This is a genomic window from Halomonas aestuarii, assembly GCF_001886615.1.
Taxonomy (GTDB): Bacteria; Pseudomonadota; Gammaproteobacteria; order Pseudomonadales; family Halomonadaceae; genus Halomonas; species Halomonas aestuarii.
Genome location: NZ_CP018139.1, coordinates 2,620,448 through 2,638,826 on the forward strand (window position 1 = coordinate 2,620,448; position 18,379 = coordinate 2,638,826).

An 18,379-nucleotide genomic window follows, 5' to 3' on the forward strand; every position below is an offset into this window, starting at 1 on the left:
GGCCGCCCCGCTGTCGTTGTGACACCCGGCGCCACGGTCTCTACCGGGCGCTTTCCACCTTGGCGAGGGCCGACTCCAGGCTCTCCAGGGTGCGCTCCGGGTGATGCAGCTTGTCCAGGCCGAACAGGCCGATACGGAAGGCGCGGAAGTCCTCGCCCTCGTCGCACATCAGCGGCACGCCGGCCGCCACCTGCACCCCCGCCTGGAGGAACTTGCCGACGATGTCCGCGTCCTCGGTGTAGCAGACCACCACGCCCGGGGCCTCGAAGCCCGGCGCCGCGACACTCCGGTAGCCGTGCTCGGCGAGCATCTCGCGGACCCGGCGACCCACCTCGCGCTGTTCGTCACGCACCTTGTCGAAGCCGTACTGCTCGGTCTCGCGCATCACGTCGCGCAGCTGGCGCAGGCCGTCGGTGGGCAGGGTGGCATGGTAGGCGTGCCCCCCGGCCTCGTAGGCCTCCATGATCGACAGCCACTTCTTCAGGTCGCAGGCGAAGCTGGTGCTGGTGGTCTCCTCAATGATTTCCCGGGCCTGGCGAGAGAGCATCACCATGCCGCAGCAGGGACTGGCACTCCAGCCCTTCTGCGGGGCGCTGACCAGCACGTCGACCCCGATGTCCTGCATGTCGACCCAGAGGGTACCGGAGGCGATGCAGTCCAGCACGAAGAGCCCGCCCTCCTCGTGGATGGCGTCGGCGACCTTCTGCAGGTAGTCGTCCGGCAGCAGCATGCCCGAGGAGGTCTCCACGTGGGGCGCGAAGACGATATCGGGCTGCTGGGCACGGATCGCGTCGACCACGTCCTCGATGGGGGGCGGGGCGAAGGGCGAGGTCGGGTCATCCTCGTCGAGGCGACGCGCCTTGAGCACGTTGACCTCGGAGGGAATCTTGCCCATCTCCAGAATCTGGCTCCAGCGATAGCTGAACCAGCCGTTGCGGATCACCAGGCAGCGCCGCTCCTTGGCGAACTGGCGCGCCACGGCCTCCATGCCGAAGGTGCCGCTGCCCGGGACGATCACCGTCGAGTGGGCGTGGTAAACCTCCTTCAGCGTGGTGGACACGTCTCGCATCACGCCCTGGAAGCTCTTGGACATGTGGTTGAGTGCGCGGTCGGTGTAGACCACCGAGTACTCGAGCAGTCCATCGGGGTCGACATCGGGTAGCAGTCCGGCCATTGCGTTCTCCCTGTTATGGTGCGGGCCATTGCGTATGGACCAGAGCATATTCGCAATCCGGCGTTCAGGCCAGCCGACGCGGCGTCGCACCCGGCCCTGTCCCGCCGCGGTGATCCGGGCCCTGATCGTCTGGGCCTGTTGCGTTGGCTTGGCGTATTCCTGTGGCGGGTTCCTGTTTCCCTCCGGATGCCGCCCCGCGGGGCCTCGGGGGGGCATGGCGCCGGCGAGCGTTGAAAGTGATGCCGGAAGGGCACCCGGGGGGTCTTGACGCTCTTCGGATAGTCGCTAGTCTGAAATGCAGACATTTTTCATGAACGTCTGAAATTTTGATTAGGAGCCACGATGCCGGATCCCACCTCCACCCCCCAGGCCCCCCTGATCCGGTTCGAGTCCGTTCAGAAGACCTTCGATGGCGAGACCCTAGTGGTCAAGGATCTCCACCTGAGCATCAACCAGGGCGAATTCGTCACCCTGCTAGGGCCGTCCGGCTCGGGCAAGACCACCTGCCTGATGATGCTGGCCGGGTTCGAGAATCCCACCGGGGGCGACATCTTCCTCGGCGAGCAGCGGCTCAACAGCGTGCCGCCCCATAAGCGCAACTTCGGCATGGTCTTCCAGAACTATGCGCTCTTTCCCCACATGACCGTGGAAGAGAACATCCGCTACCCGCTCAAGACCCGGGGGATGCCGGCGGCCGAGGCCGACCGCAAGGTGGCCGGCATCCTCGACATGATACAGCTGACCCCGTTCGCCAAGCGGCGCCCCGGCCAGCTGTCGGGCGGCCAGCAGCAGCGCGTGGCGCTGGCCCGCTCACTGGTGTTCGAGCCTCGGCTGGTGCTCATGGACGAGCCGCTGGGGGCGCTGGACAAGCAGCTGCGCGAGCAGATGCAGCTGGAGATCAAGCACCTCCATGAGGACCTGGGCCTGACCGTGGTGTTCGTGACCCATGACCAGGGCGAGGCGCTGACGATGTCGGACCGGGTGGCGGTCTTCAACGACGGCGTCATCCAGCAGATCGATACGCCGAGCAACCTCTACGAGTACCCGGCCAACGCCTTCGTGGCCCAGTTCATCGGCGAGAACAATACCCTCATGGGGCGCATCGAATCGGCCCATGACCGCCAGTGCCGGGTCGCCTTCGGGGAGGGCATGACCACCGGGGCGCTGCTGGGACCGGGGCTCTCGGCGGGGGACGACACCCGCCTCTCCATCCGTCCCGAGCGCGTCAAGCTCGACGGGGCGGCCCGCGACCTGCCCAACCGGCTGCAGGCGAAGGTGCGCGAGTTCATCTACCTGGGTGACCACCTGCGGGTGCGCTGCGAGCTGGCCGGCAACGATGACTTCGTCGCCCGGGTCCCGGTCGATGACTTCTCCCATAGCATGCAGCCGGGCGATATGGTCGAGCTCGGCTGGCGGGACGAGGACGTTCGCGCGCTGAACGCCTCCTGATCCCGCCCCTGCACCATCGACCATCCGACGATCGACAACAATCAACGACAACGGGGCCCCAGGGGCCAGGAGATCATCATGAACAACAAGACCTTCCCGCTTTCCCGTCTCTCCCGCGGCGTGGCCACCGCCAGCCTGCTGACGGCCGGCCTTGCCGCGTCGGCCAGTGCCCAGGCGCTCACCGTCATCTCCTTCGGTGGCGCCTCCGGCGATGCCATGGAGGCCGCCTACTACGGGCCGTTCCAGGAGAGCACCGGCGTCGACCTGACCCCGGGGGACTACAACGGCGAGCTCGCCCGCATCCGTGCCATGGTCGAGACCGGCAACGTCAGCTGGGACCTGGTGGAGATGGAGTCGCCCGAGCTGGTCCGGGGCTGCTTCGAGGGACTCTTCGAGCCCATCGACTGGGAGCGCTTGGGCCTCAGGGACCAGCTGATCGACTCGGCGGTCACCGATTGTGGCGTCGGGACCTTCGTCTGGTCCACGGTGCTGGCCTACAACGCCGATGAGCTGGACGCGGCACCGAGCTCCTGGGAAGACTTCTGGAACGTCGAGGACTTCCCGGGCAAGCGGGGGCTGCGCCGCGGGGCCAAGTACACCCTGGAATTCGCGCTGATGGCCGACGGCGTGCCCGCGGGCGAGGTCTACGATGTGCTGGCCACGGACGAGGGGGTCGATCGTGCCTTCGCCAAGCTGGACGAGATCAAGGACGACATCCAGTGGTGGGAGGCGGGGGCCCAGCCGCCCCAGTGGCTCGTGGCGGGTGACGTGGTCATGACCTCCTCCTACAACGGCCGTATCGCCGCCGCCCAGGAGGAGGGCAACGACCTGGAGATTGTCTGGAACGGCAGCCTCTACGACCTCGACTACTGGGCCATCGTCTCGGGCAGCGACTACGTGGATGAGGCCTATGACTTCATCGAGTTCGCCAGCCAGCCCGAGAACCAGGCCGTCTACTCCAGCGAGATCCCCTACGGCCCGGTCCACCCCGATGCCATCGGTCAGCTGGAGGACGCACAGGCACGGCGCATGCCGACCCATGACGAGAACATGGCGGGTGCGCTTGCCATCGACACGGCGTTCTGGGTCAGCTACGGCGAGGAACTCGAGCAGCGCTTCAACGCCTGGGCGGCGCAGTAAGCCGCCGGCCGGGGGGCGGTCGCGCGATCGCCCCCCGGCGGCCATCTTCCGGGGCCGAGCGCTCGCCGGTTCCGTCGCATCCCGAGGGGGAAGCCCATGTCCAGTACCTCAGCCGATGGCGGCGCCGCCTCGCCGCCGGAGGCTAGCCTGAAGTCCCGGCTGCGCCGGGCCGAACGTCTACGCAAGGTCAAGGCCATCGGTCTGGTGGCGCCCCTTGCCCTCTTCCTGATCGTGGTCTTCGTGGTGCCCATCGGCAACATGCTGACCAGCAGCATCGACAACGGCAGCCTGCCAGAGGTCATGCCCGAGACCGCCGCGACCCTGAAGCAATGGGACGGGGAGGGGCTGCCCGACGAGGCGGCGTTCGCGAGCTTCGCTGAGGAGTTGCGCGGCTCCCGACGGGGGGGCGGCCTCGGCAGCGTCGGTCGGCGCCTCAACTACGAGGACCCGGAATACCGCGGGCTCCTGATGCGCACCATGATGGGGCTGCCGCAGGCCAGCGACGACTGGCAGCAGGCCCTGATCGAGATCGACCCGGCCTGGGGCGAGACCGAGACCTGGCGCGGCATCCAGAACGCGGCGCCGCCCTACACGGGGCGCTACCTGCTCGCCTCGCTGGACCTCGAGCGGGGCGCGGACGGCGATGTCCAGCGCGTCGACCAGCAGGATCGCCTCTACCAGGCGGTGTTCCAGCGCACCATGGTGATCGCCGGCGGGGTGACCCTGATCTGCCTGGCGCTCGGCTTCCCGCTGGCCTACCTGCTCGCCACCCTGCCGGCGAAGACCAGCAACCTGCTGATGATCCTGGTGCTCCTGCCGTTCTGGACCTCGCTGCTGGTGCGCACGGCCGCCTGGATCATCCTGCTGCAATCCAACGGCCTCGCCAACCAGTCGCTGATGGCGCTGGGGATCATCGAGTCGCCCCTGCAGCTGGTGTTCAATCGCATCGGCGTCTTCTTCGCCATGGTGCACATCCTGCTGCCCTTCATGGTGCTGCCCCTCTACAGCGTGATGAAGGGGATCTCGCCCAGCTATCAGCGCGCCGCGGTGTCGCTGGGGGCCCACCCCTTCGCGGCCTTCTGGCAGGTCTATGTCCCGCAGACCGTCTCCGGCGTGGCGGCGGGCACCATCCTCGTCTTCATCATGGCGCTGGGCTACTACATCACCCCGGCCCTGGTCGGCGGTCCGGCGGACCAGATGGTCAGCTACTACGTGGCCTACTACACCAACACCACCAACAACTGGGGCATGGCGGCCTCGCTGGGCAGTATCCTGCTGGTGGTGACCCTGTTGCTCTACCTGGTTTACCACCGCCTGGTGAACCGCAAGCAGATGATCAGGAGTTGATCCATGGCCTTGCCTCCCTATGCCTCGACGGTGGAAAGGATCTGGTTCTGGGCGTTCCGCGTGCTGTGCGGGCTCGTCCTGCTGTTCCTGATCATTCCGGTGCTGGTGATCGTGCCGTTGTCGTTCAGCAGCGGCTCCTTCCTGACCTACCCGTTGCCCGGGTTCTCGATGCGCTGGTACGAGGAGATCTTCAGCGCCGGCCCGTGGCTCGATGCCCTGAAGAACAGCCTCATCGTGGCGCCGCTGGCGACCCTGCTGGCGATGACCTTCGGCACCCTGGCGGCCGTGGGCCTCAACCGGGCCGACTTCCCCGGCAAGGGGCTGATCATCGCGCTGCTGATCTCGCCCATGGTGGTCCCGCTGGTCATCGTGGCGGTGGGCATGTACTTCTTCTTCGCCCGGGTGGGGTTGCTCAATTCCTACGCGGGCCTGGTACTGGCGCACACGGTGCTCGGCGTGCCCTTCGTGGTGATCACCGTGAACGCCACCCTCCAGGGCTTCGACTTCAACCAGATCCGCGCCGGCGCCAGCCTCGGGGCCAACCCGATGCGGGTGTTCTTCACCGTCGTGCTGCCGCAGATCCTGCCCGGCGTGGTGTCCGGGGGGCTCTTCGCCTTCGCGACCTCCTTCGACGAGGTGGTGGTGGCGCTGTTCATCGCGAGTCCCACCGAGCGCACCCTGCCCATCCAGATGTTCTCCGGTATCCGCGAGAACATCAGTCCGGCGATCGCCGCCATGGCGACCATCCTGATCCTGATCTCGACCCTGTTGCTGCTGACCATGGAAATGCTGCGTCGACGCAGCGAGCGCCTGAAGGGGGAGGGCTGACGACCGCGACCGACGCAAGAATGCAGCACCCGGCGCCCCGCTCGATGGCTCGAGCGGGGCGCCGTCGTCAGGGCGCTCGTTCCGCCTGGATGGCGGTCAGGGCGATGGTGTATACGATGTCGTCGACCAGCGCCCCCCGGGAGAGGTCGTTCACCGGCTTGTTGAGCCCCTGCAGCATGGGGCCGACGCTGACCACCCCGGCACTGCGCTGGACCGCCTTGTAGGTGGTGTTGCCGGTGTTGAGGTCGGGGAACACGAAGACCGTGGCCCGCCCCGCCACCGGCGAGTCGGGGGCCTTCTGGCGGCCCACGCTCTCGATGGCCGCGGCGTCGTACTGCAGTGGCCCGTCGATGCAGAGCCCGGGCTCGCGCTCCCGGGCGATGCGGGTGGCCTCGCGCACCTTCTCCACGTCGGCCCCGCTGCCGGACTCCCCGGTGGAGTAGCTGATCATCGCCACCCGGGGCTCGATGCCGAAGGCCGCGGCGGAGCGGGCGCTCTGGATGGCGATCTCGGCCAGGGCCTCGGCGTCCGGGTCGGGGATCACCGCGCAGTCGCCGTAGACCACCACCTGCTCGGGCAGCAGCATGAAGAAGATCGATGATACCTGCCGGTAGCCCGGCGCCGTCTTGATCAGCTGGAATGCGGGCCGAATGGTGTTGGCGGTGGTGTGGATCGCCCCCGACACCAGGCCGTCCACCTCGCCCTCGGCCAGCATCATGGTGCCGAGCACCACGCTGTCCTGGAGCTGGTCCGCGGCGGTCAGGGCGTTGAGCCGGTCCGGGCGGCGCTCGACCATCGGCGCCACGTAGTCCCGGCGGATGGTGGCCGGGTCGATGATCTCCAGCTCCTCGGGCAGCTCGATGCCGCGCTGGCGGGCCACCGCCTCGACCTCCTGGCGCCTGGCCAGCAGCACGCAGCGGGCGATGCCGCGCTGCTGGCAGATCACCGCGGCCTCCACGGTGCGCGGCTCGCTTCCCTCGGGCAGCACGATGCGCCGCCTGGCCTGCTGGGCCAGCCTGACCAGCCGGTGGCGGAAGGCGGCCGGGGAGAGCCGGCTCGGATAGCCACGGCTGAGGTTCTCCTTGAGCCATGCCAGGTCCAGGTGACCGGCCACGAAGCGGGTCACCTGCTCGGCCCGCTCCGGGTCGTCGACGGGGATGTCGTTGGCCATGCGGTCCAGCTGCTGGGCGGTGGCGTAGCTGTCGGTATCCACCGCCAGCACCGGCAGGCCGCTCGCCAGCGCCGGGCGGCAGAAATCGATCATCGCCTCGTCCGGCAGCTCGCCGTGCGTCAGCAGCACCCCCGCCAGTCGGACGCCGTTCATGGTCGCAAGGCCCGCGGCGAGCAGGATGTCGTCGCGATCCCCGGGGGTGACCAGCAGCCGGCCGGGGCGGAACATGTGCAGGGCATGGGAGGCGCTGCGGGCGCACAGGCTGGTGCCCAGCACCCGGCGACTGTCGGCCTCCCCCGGGTGCAGGAGACGCGCGTCCAGGGCCCGGGCGACGTCCAGCACCCGCGGCGCGGAGAGGGTGGGGTGCCAGGGCACGGCACCGATCAGGTGGAAGCGGTCGCCGTCCAGGGCCGGCAGGTGGCGGCGCAGGCTCTCGAGCCTCGGGTCCTCGCGCCGGGTCGTTAGCTCGGGTGCTGCCAGCGGCGTGGGGCCCTCATCGTCCGGCAGGGGGCGCAGGCGCATCAGGATGCAGCCGAGGGTGCGCGGGGAGTCGACCCCCTCGAAGGCCTGGGCCTGCATGTCCAGGCGCTCCGCCAGGTCGCGGGGGTCGCTCAGGTCTCCGTCGGCCACGAGGATGGTGCGCGCATTGAGCGCATGGGCCAGTGCCACGTTGAGCCGGGTCGCGTAGCTGCTGTGCGGGCTGGGCGCGAGCCCCTCGATCACCACCAGCTCCGGGACGTCACCGGCCTCCGGCAGGACGACCCGGGCATGTCGCTCTACCGCCTCCTCCATCAGCTCGTCGGTGCGCTCCTCGCGCAGCAGGTGCTCGAGCCGCGCCTGGGGCAGCGGCGCGGGCGGAGACAGACCCAGGGTGCTGGCGGCCAGGGCGCAGGAGCGGTCGGGCCCCTGGCCGTTGAGCTCGTCCTGGCGGAACGGCTTCAGGAAGCCGGCCTTGAGCCCCAGGGTGTCCAGTGCGCGGATCAGCCCCAGGCAGGCGGAGGTCAGACCCACGCCGCTGTCGGTGGGGACCAGCAGCAGGTTGCGGGCTTCGGGACGTCGGTCAGTCGGGCGTTCACTGGGGGTCATGGGCGGCCTCTTCTTGCAGCAGCTGGCGGGTTTCCTCGGCGATACGCCCCTCCTCGTCGGTGGGGATGACCCACAGCTCGGGCGCTCGGCCGCCCTCGTCGAGGTCGATGCGCCCCTCGCGGCCGCCCACGGTGCGGGCATTGGCCTCGGCGGCCAGGCGCAGGACGAAGTGGGGCAGCTGCTCGATCACCCGGGCGCGCACCTCGCTGTCATTCTCGCCGATGCCGCCGGTGAAGACGATGCCGTCCAGGCGAGGCAGGGCGCAGGAGAGGGCCGCCAGCGACTTGGCCAGGCGGTAGCAGAACACCTCGATGGCCAGCTCCGCGCCCGCGTGGTGTTCGGCGGCGGCCTGGTGCAGGCGGCGCATGTCGTTGGAGAGCCCGGACAGGCCCAGCAGGCCGCTCTCCTTGTTGAGCAGGGTGTCGATGCGCTCGATCGACCAGCCCAGCTGGCGCGCCAGGTGGGCGTGCAGGCCGGGATCCACGTCGCCGCTGCGGGTGCCCATCACCAGCCCCTCCAGGGGCGTCAGGCCCATGCTGGTGTCGACGCTCTCTCCCTGCCAGACCGCACAGGTGGAGCAGCCGTTGCCCAGGTGGGCGACGAGCCAGCCGCCATGGCGGCGCTCGCTCAGGGCGTCGACTCGCGCACTCACGTAGGCGTGGCTGCTGCCGTGGAAGCCGTAGCGGCGAATGCCGTGACGGCGATAGAGCGATTCCGGCAGGGCGTAGCGGTAGGCCCGGGGGGGCAGGGTCTGGTGGAAGGCGGTATCGAAGACCGCCACCTGGGGCAGGTCGGGAAAGAGCTCACGGGTGGCTGCCAGGCCCGCCAGGTTGGACGGGTTGTGCAGCGGCGCCAGGGCCACGGTAGCCTCGATGGCGCGCTTCACGGGGGCATCGATGCGGGTCGCCCGGGTGAAGCGCTCGCCGCCGTGGACGATTCGATGCCCCACCGCCACGGGATGCTGCCCCTCCAGGCGCTCCAGGATGGTCGCCATGGCCTCGGCATGGTCGGCGCCGTGCAGCGGCTGCGAGAAGTCGCGACCGCCGCTGTCCACGCCCTTGAGGCGCGCGTCCACGTCACCGAGGCGCTCGGCCAGGCCGGCGATGCGGGGCTGGTCGGGCGAGGCGGGCACCAGGGCATACTTGATCGACGAGGAGCCGCAGTTGATGACGAGTACCGGGTCGTTCATGGCGCCTCCTGTCGGTCGGCGTGCTCGGGGTGGGCGGCGAGATCGCGCTCGAGAGGCACGGGGTCGCCTGAGCATGCCGAATCTATCATGTTGCGCTGCGGGATTCAGTGCCCCGTCATCAGGGAGCACTCCACGAGGCGTCTATGGCGTCCCGCGACCAGGGAAGCGCGGGAATGTCTTGCACCTTGGTCGAAGCTGTACCAGAATGAAGTGGTGTAAGGAAACAGTGTTTTCTAATTGGAGGACCGTCATGAAGACCCTCACGATCTCTGCCGTATCCGCCGCCCTGCTGCTGGCCGGTGCCACCGCCCATGCCCAGGGCAGCATGATGAACTACGACCCGAGCCCCTACCTCGGCGCCGATGCCATGTTCTGGGAGCTTGATCCGGATCGCGGTCGCGGCAGTGCCGACAGCACCGGCCTGCGCCTGCGCGGTGGCGTGGCCTTCAACGACTACTTCGCCCTGGAGGGGCATCTCGGCACCGGCGGCTCCGACGATAACGTCGAGCTGGACTCCCTGGCCGGCGCCTACGCCAAGGGCATCCTGCCCATCGCGCCGACCTTCCGCCTCTACGGCCTGGCCGGCTTCACCGAGGTGGATGTCAAGGTCGACGAGGAGAGCGGCTTCTCCTACGGCGGCGGTGCCGAGTTCGACGTGGCCCCGAACCTCGCCGTGGGCGCTGACTACATGCGCTACCTGGACGAGTCGAACTATGACTTCGACGCCGCCAGCATCGGGATGACGTTCCGCTTCTGATCCCGCCGACGTCAACGACGTCACCAGGAAAGACGAGCGCCCCCGCCGGGAGACCGGCGGGGGCGCTTCTCGATGGGCCGGCCGCGGGCGATCAGACCTCCTTGTAGAGCTCGGCACCCTCCTGGCGGAACTTCTCTGCCTGTTCCTCCATGCCCTTCATCACCGCGTCCTGGTCGCCGTCGAGGCCCTTTTCCTTCGCGTAGTCGCGGACCTCCTGGCTGATCTTCATCGAGCAGAACTTCGGCCCGCACATGGAGCAGAAGTGGGCCACCTTGGCGGCGTCCTTGGGCAGGGTCTCGTCGTGGTACTCACGCGCCGTGTCCGGGTCCAGCCCCAGGTTGAACTGGTCCTCCCAGCGGAACTCGAAGCGCGCCTTGGAGAGCGCGTTGTCGCGGCGCTGGGCGGCCGGATGGCCCTTGGCGAGATCGGCGGCGTGCGCGGCGATCTTGTAGGTGATGATGCCGGTCTTGACGTCGTCCTTGTCGGGCAGGCCCAGGTGCTCCTTGGGGGTCACGTAGCAGAGCATGGCACAGCCGTACCAGCCGATCATCGCCGCGCCGATGCCGGAGGTGATGTGGTCGTAGCCGGGCGCGATGTCGGTGGTCAGCGGCCCGAGTGTGTAGAAGGGAGCCTCGTCGCACGCCTCGATCTGCTTGTCCATGTTCTCCTTGATCAGGTGCATGGGCACATGGCCCGGGCCCTCGATCATCACCTGGACGTCGTGCTGCCAGGCGATGCGGGTCAGCTCGCCCAGGGTCTCGAGCTCGGCGAACTGGGCCTCGTCGTTGGCGTCGGCCACCGAGCCCGGACGCAGGCCGTCGCCCAGCGAGAAGGCCACGTCGTACTGCTTGCAGATCTCGCAGATCTCCTCGAAGTGGGTGTAGAGGAAGCTCTCCCGGTGGTGGTAGAGGCACCACTTGGCCATGATCGACCCGCCTCGGGAGACGATGCCGGTGACGCGATGGGCGGTCAGCGGCACGTAGCGCAGCAGCACGCCGGCATGGATGGTGAAGTAGTCCACGCCCTGCTCGGCCTGTTCGATCAGGGTGTCGCGGAACACCTCCCAGGTGAGGTCCTCGGCCACGCCGTTCACCTTTTCCAAGGCCTGGTAGATGGGCACGGTGCCGATCGGCACCGGGGCGTTGCGGATGATCCACTCCCGCGTCTCATGGATGTTGGCCCCGGTGGAGAGGTCCATGATGGTGTCCGAGCCCCAGCGGATGCCCCAGGTCATCTTGTCGACCTCGTCCTCGATGGAGGAGGTGACCGCCGAATTGCCGAGGTTGCCGTTGATCTTCACCAGGAAGTTGCGGCCGATGATCATCGGCTCGGATTCCGGGTGGTTGATGTTGCAGGGGATGATGGCCCGACCCGCCGCGACCTCGTCGCGCACGAACTCGGGGGTGATCTCCTCGGGGAGCCTGGCCCCGAAGCCCTGGCCGGCGTGCTGGTGGCCGAGGATGCGCTCGACCTCCTCCATGCCGGAGTACTTTGCAGAAAGCGCCTGGCGGCGCTGGTTCTCGCGGATGGCGATGAACTCCATCTCCGGGGTGACGATGCCCTGGCGGGCATAGTGCAGCTGGGTGACGTTGCCGGCCTTGCCATCCTCCGAGGGTCGTGCGCGACGGGGCGTGCGGGTCAGGTCGAAGCGCAGGTTGGCGAGCATCGGGTCGTTGGCGCGGCGGCGGCCATACTCGGAGGTCGGGCCGTCGAGGAACTCGGTGTCGCCGCGCTCGTCTATCCAGCCCCGGCGCAGCTCGGACAGGCCGCGGCGCAGGTCGATCTCGGCGTCCGGGTCGGTGTAGGGGCCGGAGGTGTCGTAGACCAGCAGCGGCGGGTTGGCCTCATCCAGGCCGGAGGTGCGGGTCGGCGAGAGGGCGATCTCGCGGAAGGGCACCCGGATGTCGGGCCGCGAGCCCACGACGTAGATCTTGCGCGAGCCGGGCAGGGGCTGGATGGCGGCCTCGTCGACGCGAGCGGTCTCGGCGAGGAAGTGGGTGGTCTTGCTCATGGTGTTCTCCCTTGGGGGTCATGGTCATGTCAGGGAGGACACAGGCGGGAGGGACAGGGGCCGCCGGGCGTGGGGCGCCAGGGCGGCGTGTCGCTTGATCCCTACGCTGGTCCTAGCCAGTTCAGGTTCAACGGGATCCATGCTGGCAAGCGCATGGTCTCAGCCGTCATCAACGGCGCCCCGTCAAGCGTGGTGGTGCCCGCCGACAGCGGCGGGCGGTTCTTTCGTCTAGATACTGGTGCCGGGCCCTCATGGCTTGTCCGGGGACAGGCCTAGGAGGAGGCGTTTTGAATACATCCTCCATGGCCGGGAGGCAGTGGCATCAGTCGGCGCGATCCAGTCCCATCTGCCAGAAGTCGATCTCGAGCCGCGTGGCGTCGCGAAACACTGCGCAGAGCTCGTCGAGGCGGCGCGGCGTCACCTCCGCCAGGCGCGCATCCAGCCAGGCGCGCTCGTCGGCCATGGCCTGCTGGAACGCCTCGCTCTCGTACATGGCGATCCAGGCGTCATAGGGGTTGGCCTCGCCGCGCACGGTGGCACCTCGGCCATTGAGCCAGCCCGCGATCTCGCCGTAGCCGATCAGGCAGGGGGCGAGCGCCACGTGGAGGTCGAGCAGGTCGCCGCGCTGGCCGGTATCGAGCACGTAGCGGGTGTAGGCGAGCGTCGCGCGGGCCTCGGGCAGGCGAGCCAGGTCCGCCTCCGAGATGCCCCAGTCGCGGCAGTAGTCCAGGTGCAGCCCCAGCTCCACGTCGAGGATGGTCTTCAGGCCCGCGAAGGCGTGGCGCAGCTCGTCGAGGTCACGGCTCTTGTAGGCGGCCAGGGCATAGGCCCGGGCGAAGTGGATCAGGAAGAGGTAGTCCTGCTGCAGGTAGTGGCGAAAGGCGCCTTTCTCGAGGGTGGCGTCGCCCAGCCGGCGGACGAACTCGTGCTCGATGTAGGCGCGCCAGTCGTCCTGGCAGGCGGCGGTGAGGTCGCTGAAGCGGTAGCCCATGGTGTCTCCGGTCGGGGGGCGATCCGGAGTCGGGGCGAGGGGAAGCGGGTGGCCACGGAGCGACGGGAGGGCGCGGGCTCACCGCTTGATTCCTACGCCGGTACGAGCCGGATCAGGTTCCACGGGACCCGCACTCGGTGTCTCGAGCCTGTTTCGACAGTGTCTCGACACCCTGCGCGATCTCAGCCGGATTCACCGGCACCCCGTCAAGCGATGCGGCCAGTCTAGCAGGCTGGCCGTCCCTTGCCAGCCCGCCTGCGGTCGGGGCCGGTTACTGCCGGATGGCTTCCAGCTCGAGGACCAGCTCGACCTCGTCGCCGACCAGGCCGTTGTCGACCCCGTAGGTCATCCCCCAGTCGCTGCGCTGGATGGTGGTGCGTGCCGACAGCCCCAGGGTGTGCTGCTCGTGGCCGAAGGGATAGGCCGCGGCCTTGTTGAGCGTGACCTCCAGGGTCACCGGGCGGGTCTCGCCGAGCAGGGTCAGATCGCCCTTGAGGGTGCCCTCGCGGTCGCTGTGGGCCTCGAGGCCGGTGGCCTCGAAGACGATGGTGGGGTAGCGCCCCGCGTCGAGGAAGTCATCGCTGCGCAGGTGGTCGTCGCGATCGTCGTGATTGGTGAAGGCGCTGTCGGCCATGATCTCGACCCTGCCGGAGTGCAGCTGACGGGCCTGCTTGTCGTAGACGAATTCGCCGCGTCCTTCCAGGAACATGCCGAGCGTATCCGCGTAGCCGATGTGTTCTGTCAGGAAGCCGATGGAGAAGTGGTCGGGGTCGATCTCGTAGGTGCGTGGCTCGGCACTGGCCATCGGCGTCGAGAGGACGCCCAGCGCCAGCACCAGTCCGGTGGCGATCGGCAGGGGAAAGCGGGGTGTCGGGTGGCGAGGCGTGGACATGAGGGCATCCTCCGGGTGGGTAGGGGGCACGGGGCGTGGCCGTCACGCCGAGGCGTGGCGATGCAGCCAGCGGATATCGATGAAGAACGACCAGGTGAGGGCGGCCAGCGCGCTGCCCGCAAGCCAGCCCACCGCCGTGGTGCCGGTGACGGGCAGCAGGGCGATCATCAGGGCGGCCACCTGCCAGACGCAGACCGCCTTGCGGCGGCGACTCTCCGGCAGCGGTCTTGTCAGCCAGGTCAGCCGGAGCCCGGCAACAACGAAAGCGTAGCGCATGGCACCGATGGCCAGCACCCAGGGGCCTGCCTTGTCGAGCAGCAGCAGCGCCAGGCACAGCACGAGGATGAAGAAGGCATCGAGCTCCATGTCGAACCGCGCGCCGAAGTCGCTCTGGGTGGAGGTGCGCCGGGCGACCCAGCCATCCACGCCGTCCAGCAGCAGGGCCAGCAGGGCCAGGATGGCGAGGGGGACCGCGGCGCGGGCCAGCAGGTCCGGGTCGGCCAGGGTGCCGGCCAGCAGGGCGACGATCGCGCCCCGCCCCAGGGTGACGCGATTGGCCCAGCCCAGTTCACGCCAGTGCTCCGGCAGGTTCGTCAGGACCAGGCCGGTCATGGCGAGGTAGCAGACCATCGCCAGCAGCGGGACCGGCAGGCTTGCCTCCAGCCAGCTGGAGAGCAGGGCAGCCGGGATCACCAGGCCCAGGGCACCTGTTCCAAGGTCACGAGCGATCGAAATGAGCGTCTCCTCCCGGCATGATGCGGTCTTTAAACGACGATACTTCATTGTGCATAGCCGTGCTAGTGTATCATTATTGTAGAAGTTTAGGGCGTGTCGCCACGCGCGACCCAGGTCGGGTCCGGTGGCCAGCACGGCGCGCACCTTGGGGTCATGTCCCGTCTCGACCGCTGAATACTGCCAAAGGGATCTTGCCATGCCACATGAGATCGCTACCGCCTTCTGGACCCTGGCCCCCGGCCAGGGGGCCCTGCGACAGGAGCCGCTGGCCCGGCCCGGCCCCGGCGAGGTGGCCGTTCGCACCCTCTACAGCGGCATCAGCCGAGGCACCGAGGCGCTGGTCTTCGAGGGGCGGGTTCCGGAAAGCGAGTGGCAGCGCATGCGTGCCCCCTTCCAGGCGGGTGACTTCCCCGGGCCGGTCAAGTACGGCTACATCAGCGTGGGCGTCGTCGAGGCCGGTGAGCCATCGCTGCTCGGACGCGAGGTGTTCTGTCTCTATCCCCATCAGGATCGCTACGTGGTGCCGGCGGACGCCGTGACGCCGCTGCCGGAAGGCCTGCCGGCGGCGCGGGCCGTGCTCTCGGCCAACATGGAGACGGCCATCAATGCGGTCTGGGATGCCGCCCCCGGGGTGGGAGACCGGATCGCCGTGGTCGGCGCCGGCGTGGTCGGCGCCCTGGCGGCCTGGATGTGCGCCGCGATGCCGGGTACCCGGGTAGAGCTGGTGGATGTGATGCCGGGCCGTTCCGCCCTGGCCGAGGCCCTGGGGCTCGACTTCTCCCTCCCGGACTCGGCCCGGCGCGAGAATGACCTGGTGATCCATGCCAGCGGTCAGGCCGAGGGGCTGCGCCTGGCCCTTTCCCTGTCCGGTTCCCAGGCGAAGGTGGTGGAGATGAGCTGGTTCGGCAGCGCCGAGGTCGTGCTGCCGCTGGGCGAGGCCTTCCACTCGCGGCGCCTGACGCTGCAGGCGAGCCAGGTCGGGCACCTGCCCCCCGAGCGCGCGACCCGCTGGGATTATCGTCGTCGCCTGGCCCTGGCCCTGGACCTGTTGCGCGACCCCCGTCTCGACGCCCTGATCAGCGGTGAGAGCGACTTCAACGAGCTGCCGGCGCTGATGCCACGCCTGGCCGCCGGCGGGGGCGACGTGCTCTGCCATCGCCTGCGCTATCCGAACCCTTCCTGACGCGAGGAGCCTGCCTCATGTACCGCCTCAACGTTCGCGACCATTTCATGATCGCCCACAGCTTTCGCGGCGAGGTCTTCGGCCCCGCCCAGCGCCTGCATGGTGCCACCTACGTGGTCGACGTGACCTTCCAGCGCCGCGAGCTCGACGACAACGGCCTGGTCGTGGACATCGGCCTGGCCGGCGAGGCCCTCAAGCGCGTGCTGGCCGAATTCAACTTCCAGAATCTCGACGAGGTGGAGGAGTTCCAGGGGCGCAACACCACCACCGAGTTCATGGCGCGGGTGCTCTTCGAACGCCTCGCCACGGCCATCCAGCTCGGCCACCTCGGCGAGGCCGCCCTGGGGCTCGACTCCCTCTGCGTGACCCTGCATGAATCGCATGTCGCCTGGGCCAGCTACGAGGGCGCGCTTTGATGCCACAGGAGTCGAGGCCCGACCTGGTCCTGATCGTCGCTGGTGACCCCGACCAGAAGACCGGCGGGTATCTCTACGATGCCCGCATGGTGGCGGAACTGCGCCGGCAGGCGTGGCGGGTCGAGGTGGTGGGGCTCCAGGGGCGGTTCCCGCTGCCCGACCGTGAGGCTCGCTACAGCCTGGCGACGACCCTGGCGGGCCTGCCCGATGATGCCCTGGTGGTCATCGACGGCCTGGCCATGGGCGGATTGCCCGATGAGGTCGAGCGGCATGCCGAGCGTCTGCGGATCGTCGCCCTCGTCCATCACCCCCTGGCCGACGAGACCGGCCTCGACGTCGCCCGGCAGAGGTGGTTTCGCGAGAGCGAGGCCCGGGCGCTGGCGGCGGCTCGTCGGGTGATCGTCACCAGCCATCACACCGCCCGGGGCCTGTCGGACTTCGGCGTTTCCGACCATCGCATCCGGGTCGCCGAACCCGGCGTCGACAGGGCCCCCCTGGCCGACGCAGCCCTGGACTCCGAGGCCCCGGCGCATGCCTGCCGGCTGCTCTGCGTGGCGACCCTGACGCCGCGCAAGGGCCTCGGCCTGCTGGTCGAGGCGCTGGCCTCGCTCACCGACCGCGCCTGGACCTGCGAGGTCATCGGCAGCCACCGGCGTGACCCCGGGCATGCGGCCGCCCTGCTGGCCGAGGCGCAGCGTCTTGGCCTTTCCGACCGGCTGCGCTTCCTGGGAGAGCGCGATGACCGCGAGCTGGAGGCGGCCTACCGCCAGGCGGATCTCTTCGTGCTGCCCTCCTGGTACGAGGGCTACGGCATGGTGGTGACCGAGGCGCTGGCCCGTGGACTGCCGGTGATCACCACCACCGGCGGGGCGCTGGCCGACACCCTGCCCCCCGGGGCGGGTATCGCCGTGCCGCCCGGTGATGTCGGCGCCCTTCGAGAGGCGCTGTCCCGCTGGCTGGACGACCCCGACCTCAGGCGCCGGCTTCGCCGCGGCGCCCGTGAGGCCAGGAACGGGCTGGCCGATTGGCAAGAGGCGGGGCGGGGCTTCATGGCCGCCCTGGACGGCATTCCCGAGGCGCCGATCCGCGATGCGGCGCGTCCCGAGGCGAGGTGCTCGTCATGACGGCGTCCCACGACCACGACGTGTTCTCCGCTGAGTGGCTGTCGCTTCGCGAGGGCCTGGATGCCCGGTCGCGCAGCCATCGCCTGACCGGCCTGGCCGCCGATTGGCTGAGCGAGCGCGACGCCCCCCACGGCATCGTCGACCTGGGCAGCGGCAGCGGCAGCAACCTTCGCTTCCTGTCCGCTCGGCTGCCGGGCCCCCAGCGCTGGCGACTGGTCGATCACGATGCCGAGCTGCTGGCCCATGCCCGCCGGCGAGGCGCGCCACTGCGCGACGGGGCAGGGCGCGCGCTCGGCCTTGAGACCGCCTGCCGCAGCCTGTTCCCGGTCGATCGCGAGCTGCTGGCCGATGTCGACCTGGTGGTCGCCTCGGCCCTGTTCGACCTGATGCCGCGGTCCTGGGTGGCGTCGCTGGTGGGCGCCTGCGCGTCTCGCGGCCAGGCCCTGCTGCTCACCCTCAGCGTGGACGGCGACTGTGCCTTCCTCGACCGCCGGGGCGAGCGCGTCGAGGACGGTGAGGACATCGCCGTGCGCACCCTCTTCCAGGCCCACCAGCTCCGCGACAAGGGCCTCGGGCCCGCGCTGGGCGGCGAGGCCCCCGCGGTGCTGGCTAGCCTGCTGACGACCGCCGGCTTCCGGGTGGAGAGCGCCGCCACGCCCTGGCACCTGGCGCCGGGCGACACCTCGCAGTGCTCCCTGGCCGAGGCGCTGATCACGGGCTGGCACGACGCCGCCCTGGAGGAGGCGCCGACCCAGGCGACGCGCCTCGGTGACTGGCGAGACCGACGCCTGGGGGGCCTTCACGCCGGCGAGCTGGGCGTGACGGTGGGGCATCGTGACCTCTTCGCCTGGCCGGCGTCCTCGGCGGGTCCAGCGTGAACATGGGT

The 18,379-nt window shown here is 69.2% G+C and carries 16 protein-coding genes and 2 riboswitches; of the genes, 9 read left to right on the top strand and 7 right to left on the bottom strand.

Features of this window, described 5'->3' with window-relative positions; genetic code table 11:
- Positions 1–40: 40 nt before the first annotated feature.
- Positions 41–1,174, bottom strand: coding sequence for an aminotransferase class V-fold PLP-dependent enzyme (locus tag BOX17_RS12205; RefSeq protein WP_071944928.1), 1,134 nt, complete (start codon positions 1,172–1,174; stop codon positions 41–43).
- Between the two features lie 342 nt (positions 1,175–1,516).
- On the opposite strand from BOX17_RS12205, the gene BOX17_RS12210 reads away from it, so the two are divergent.
- The 4 genes from BOX17_RS12210 to BOX17_RS12225 all read left to right on the top strand — a co-directional run bounded on the left by BOX17_RS12210 (position 1,517) and on the right by BOX17_RS12225 (position 5,938).
- Positions 1,517–2,623, top strand: coding sequence for an ABC transporter ATP-binding protein (locus tag BOX17_RS12210; RefSeq protein ID WP_071944930.1), 1,107 nt, complete (start codon positions 1,517–1,519; stop codon positions 2,621–2,623).
- A gap of 78 nt (positions 2,624–2,701) precedes the next feature.
- On the top strand, positions 2,702–3,763 hold the full coding sequence (locus tag BOX17_RS12215) for an ABC transporter substrate-binding protein (RefSeq protein WP_071944932.1): 1,062 nt from the start codon (positions 2,702–2,704) through the stop codon (positions 3,761–3,763).
- A gap of 96 nt (positions 3,764–3,859) precedes the next feature.
- Positions 3,860–5,110 carry an ABC transporter permease gene (locus tag BOX17_RS12220; protein WP_071944934.1) on the top strand — a complete coding sequence of 417 codons (1,251 nt, stop codon included), beginning with the start codon at positions 3,860–3,862 and terminating at the stop codon, positions 5,108–5,110.
- 3 nt (positions 5,111–5,113) lie between these two features.
- Positions 5,114–5,938, top strand: coding sequence for an ABC transporter permease (locus BOX17_RS12225; protein ID WP_071944936.1), 825 nt, complete (start codon positions 5,114–5,116; stop codon positions 5,936–5,938).
- 67 nt (positions 5,939–6,005) lie between these two features.
- Here BOX17_RS12225 and pta read toward each other — a convergent pair whose 3' ends face one another.
- Both pta and BOX17_RS12235 read right to left on the bottom strand, forming a co-directional pair.
- The gene (pta, locus tag BOX17_RS12230) at positions 6,006–8,195 is read right to left on the bottom strand and encodes a phosphate acetyltransferase (protein ID WP_071944938.1); all 2,190 of its coding nucleotides are present in this window, start codon (positions 8,193–8,195) and stop codon (positions 6,006–6,008) included.
- On the bottom strand, positions 8,182–9,384 hold the full coding sequence (locus tag BOX17_RS12235) for an acetate/propionate family kinase (protein ID WP_071944941.1): 1,203 nt from the start codon (positions 9,382–9,384) through the stop codon (positions 8,182–8,184). Before BOX17_RS12235 ends, pta begins: the two co-directional genes overlap by 14 nt.
- Before the next feature lie 250 nt (positions 9,385–9,634).
- Between BOX17_RS12235 and BOX17_RS12240 the strand changes: the two genes are divergently transcribed.
- Complete coding sequence (locus BOX17_RS12240) at positions 9,635–10,141, top strand: porin family protein (protein WP_071944943.1); 507 nt, start codon at positions 9,635–9,637, stop codon at positions 10,139–10,141.
- Positions 10,142–10,232: 91 nt separating this feature from the next.
- On the opposite strand, the gene thiC is transcribed toward BOX17_RS12240, so the two are convergent.
- From thiC to BOX17_RS12260, 4 genes are all read right to left on the bottom strand, one after another.
- A complete protein-coding gene (gene thiC / locus BOX17_RS12245) occupies positions 10,233–12,152 on the bottom strand; it encodes a phosphomethylpyrimidine synthase ThiC (RefSeq protein WP_071944945.1) in 1,920 nt (639 codons plus the stop codon).
- Between the two features lie 81 nt (positions 12,153–12,233).
- Positions 12,234–12,345: riboswitch (TPP riboswitch) on the bottom strand.
- Between the two features lie 129 nt (positions 12,346–12,474).
- The gene (tenA, locus tag BOX17_RS12250; RefSeq protein ID WP_071944947.1) at positions 12,475–13,143 is read right to left on the bottom strand and encodes a thiaminase II; all 669 of its coding nucleotides are present in this window, start codon (positions 13,141–13,143) and stop codon (positions 12,475–12,477) included.
- Positions 13,144–13,215: 72 nt separating this feature from the next.
- Positions 13,216–13,359, bottom strand: a riboswitch (TPP riboswitch).
- A 55-nt stretch (positions 13,360–13,414) separates the two neighbouring features.
- Positions 13,415–14,035, bottom strand: a complete 621-nt coding sequence (locus BOX17_RS12255; RefSeq protein ID WP_071944949.1) for a YceI family protein — start codon at positions 14,033–14,035, stop codon at positions 13,415–13,417.
- A gap of 42 nt (positions 14,036–14,077) precedes the next feature.
- Positions 14,078–14,728, bottom strand: coding sequence for a CDP-alcohol phosphatidyltransferase family protein (locus BOX17_RS12260; RefSeq protein ID WP_244272136.1), 651 nt, complete (start codon positions 14,726–14,728; stop codon positions 14,078–14,080).
- A gap of 238 nt (positions 14,729–14,966) precedes the next feature.
- Here BOX17_RS12260 and BOX17_RS12265 point away from each other — a divergent pair, with 238 nt between their 5' ends.
- From BOX17_RS12265 to BOX17_RS12280, 4 genes are read left to right on the top strand one after another with little or no spacing between them, the layout of a single operon-like run.
- Positions 14,967–15,953 (top strand): zinc-dependent alcohol dehydrogenase, encoded by a 987-nt coding sequence (locus tag BOX17_RS12265; protein ID WP_071944951.1) that lies wholly within the window; start codon positions 14,967–14,969, stop codon positions 15,951–15,953.
- 17 nt (positions 15,954–15,970) lie between these two features.
- On the top strand, positions 15,971–16,369 hold the full coding sequence (locus BOX17_RS12270; RefSeq protein ID WP_071944953.1) for a 6-pyruvoyl trahydropterin synthase family protein: 399 nt from the start codon (positions 15,971–15,973) through the stop codon (positions 16,367–16,369).
- Positions 16,369–17,493 carry a glycosyltransferase family 4 protein gene (locus BOX17_RS12275; protein ID WP_071944955.1) on the top strand — a complete coding sequence of 375 codons (1,125 nt, stop codon included), beginning with the start codon at positions 16,369–16,371 and terminating at the stop codon, positions 17,491–17,493. Before BOX17_RS12270 ends, BOX17_RS12275 begins: the two co-directional genes overlap by 1 nt.
- The gene (locus tag BOX17_RS12280; protein WP_071944957.1) at positions 17,490–18,371 is read left to right on the top strand and encodes a class I SAM-dependent methyltransferase; all 882 of its coding nucleotides are present in this window, start codon (positions 17,490–17,492) and stop codon (positions 18,369–18,371) included. The genes BOX17_RS12275 and BOX17_RS12280 overlap by 4 nt, the downstream gene beginning before the upstream one ends.
- Positions 18,372–18,379 lie beyond the last annotated feature (8 nt).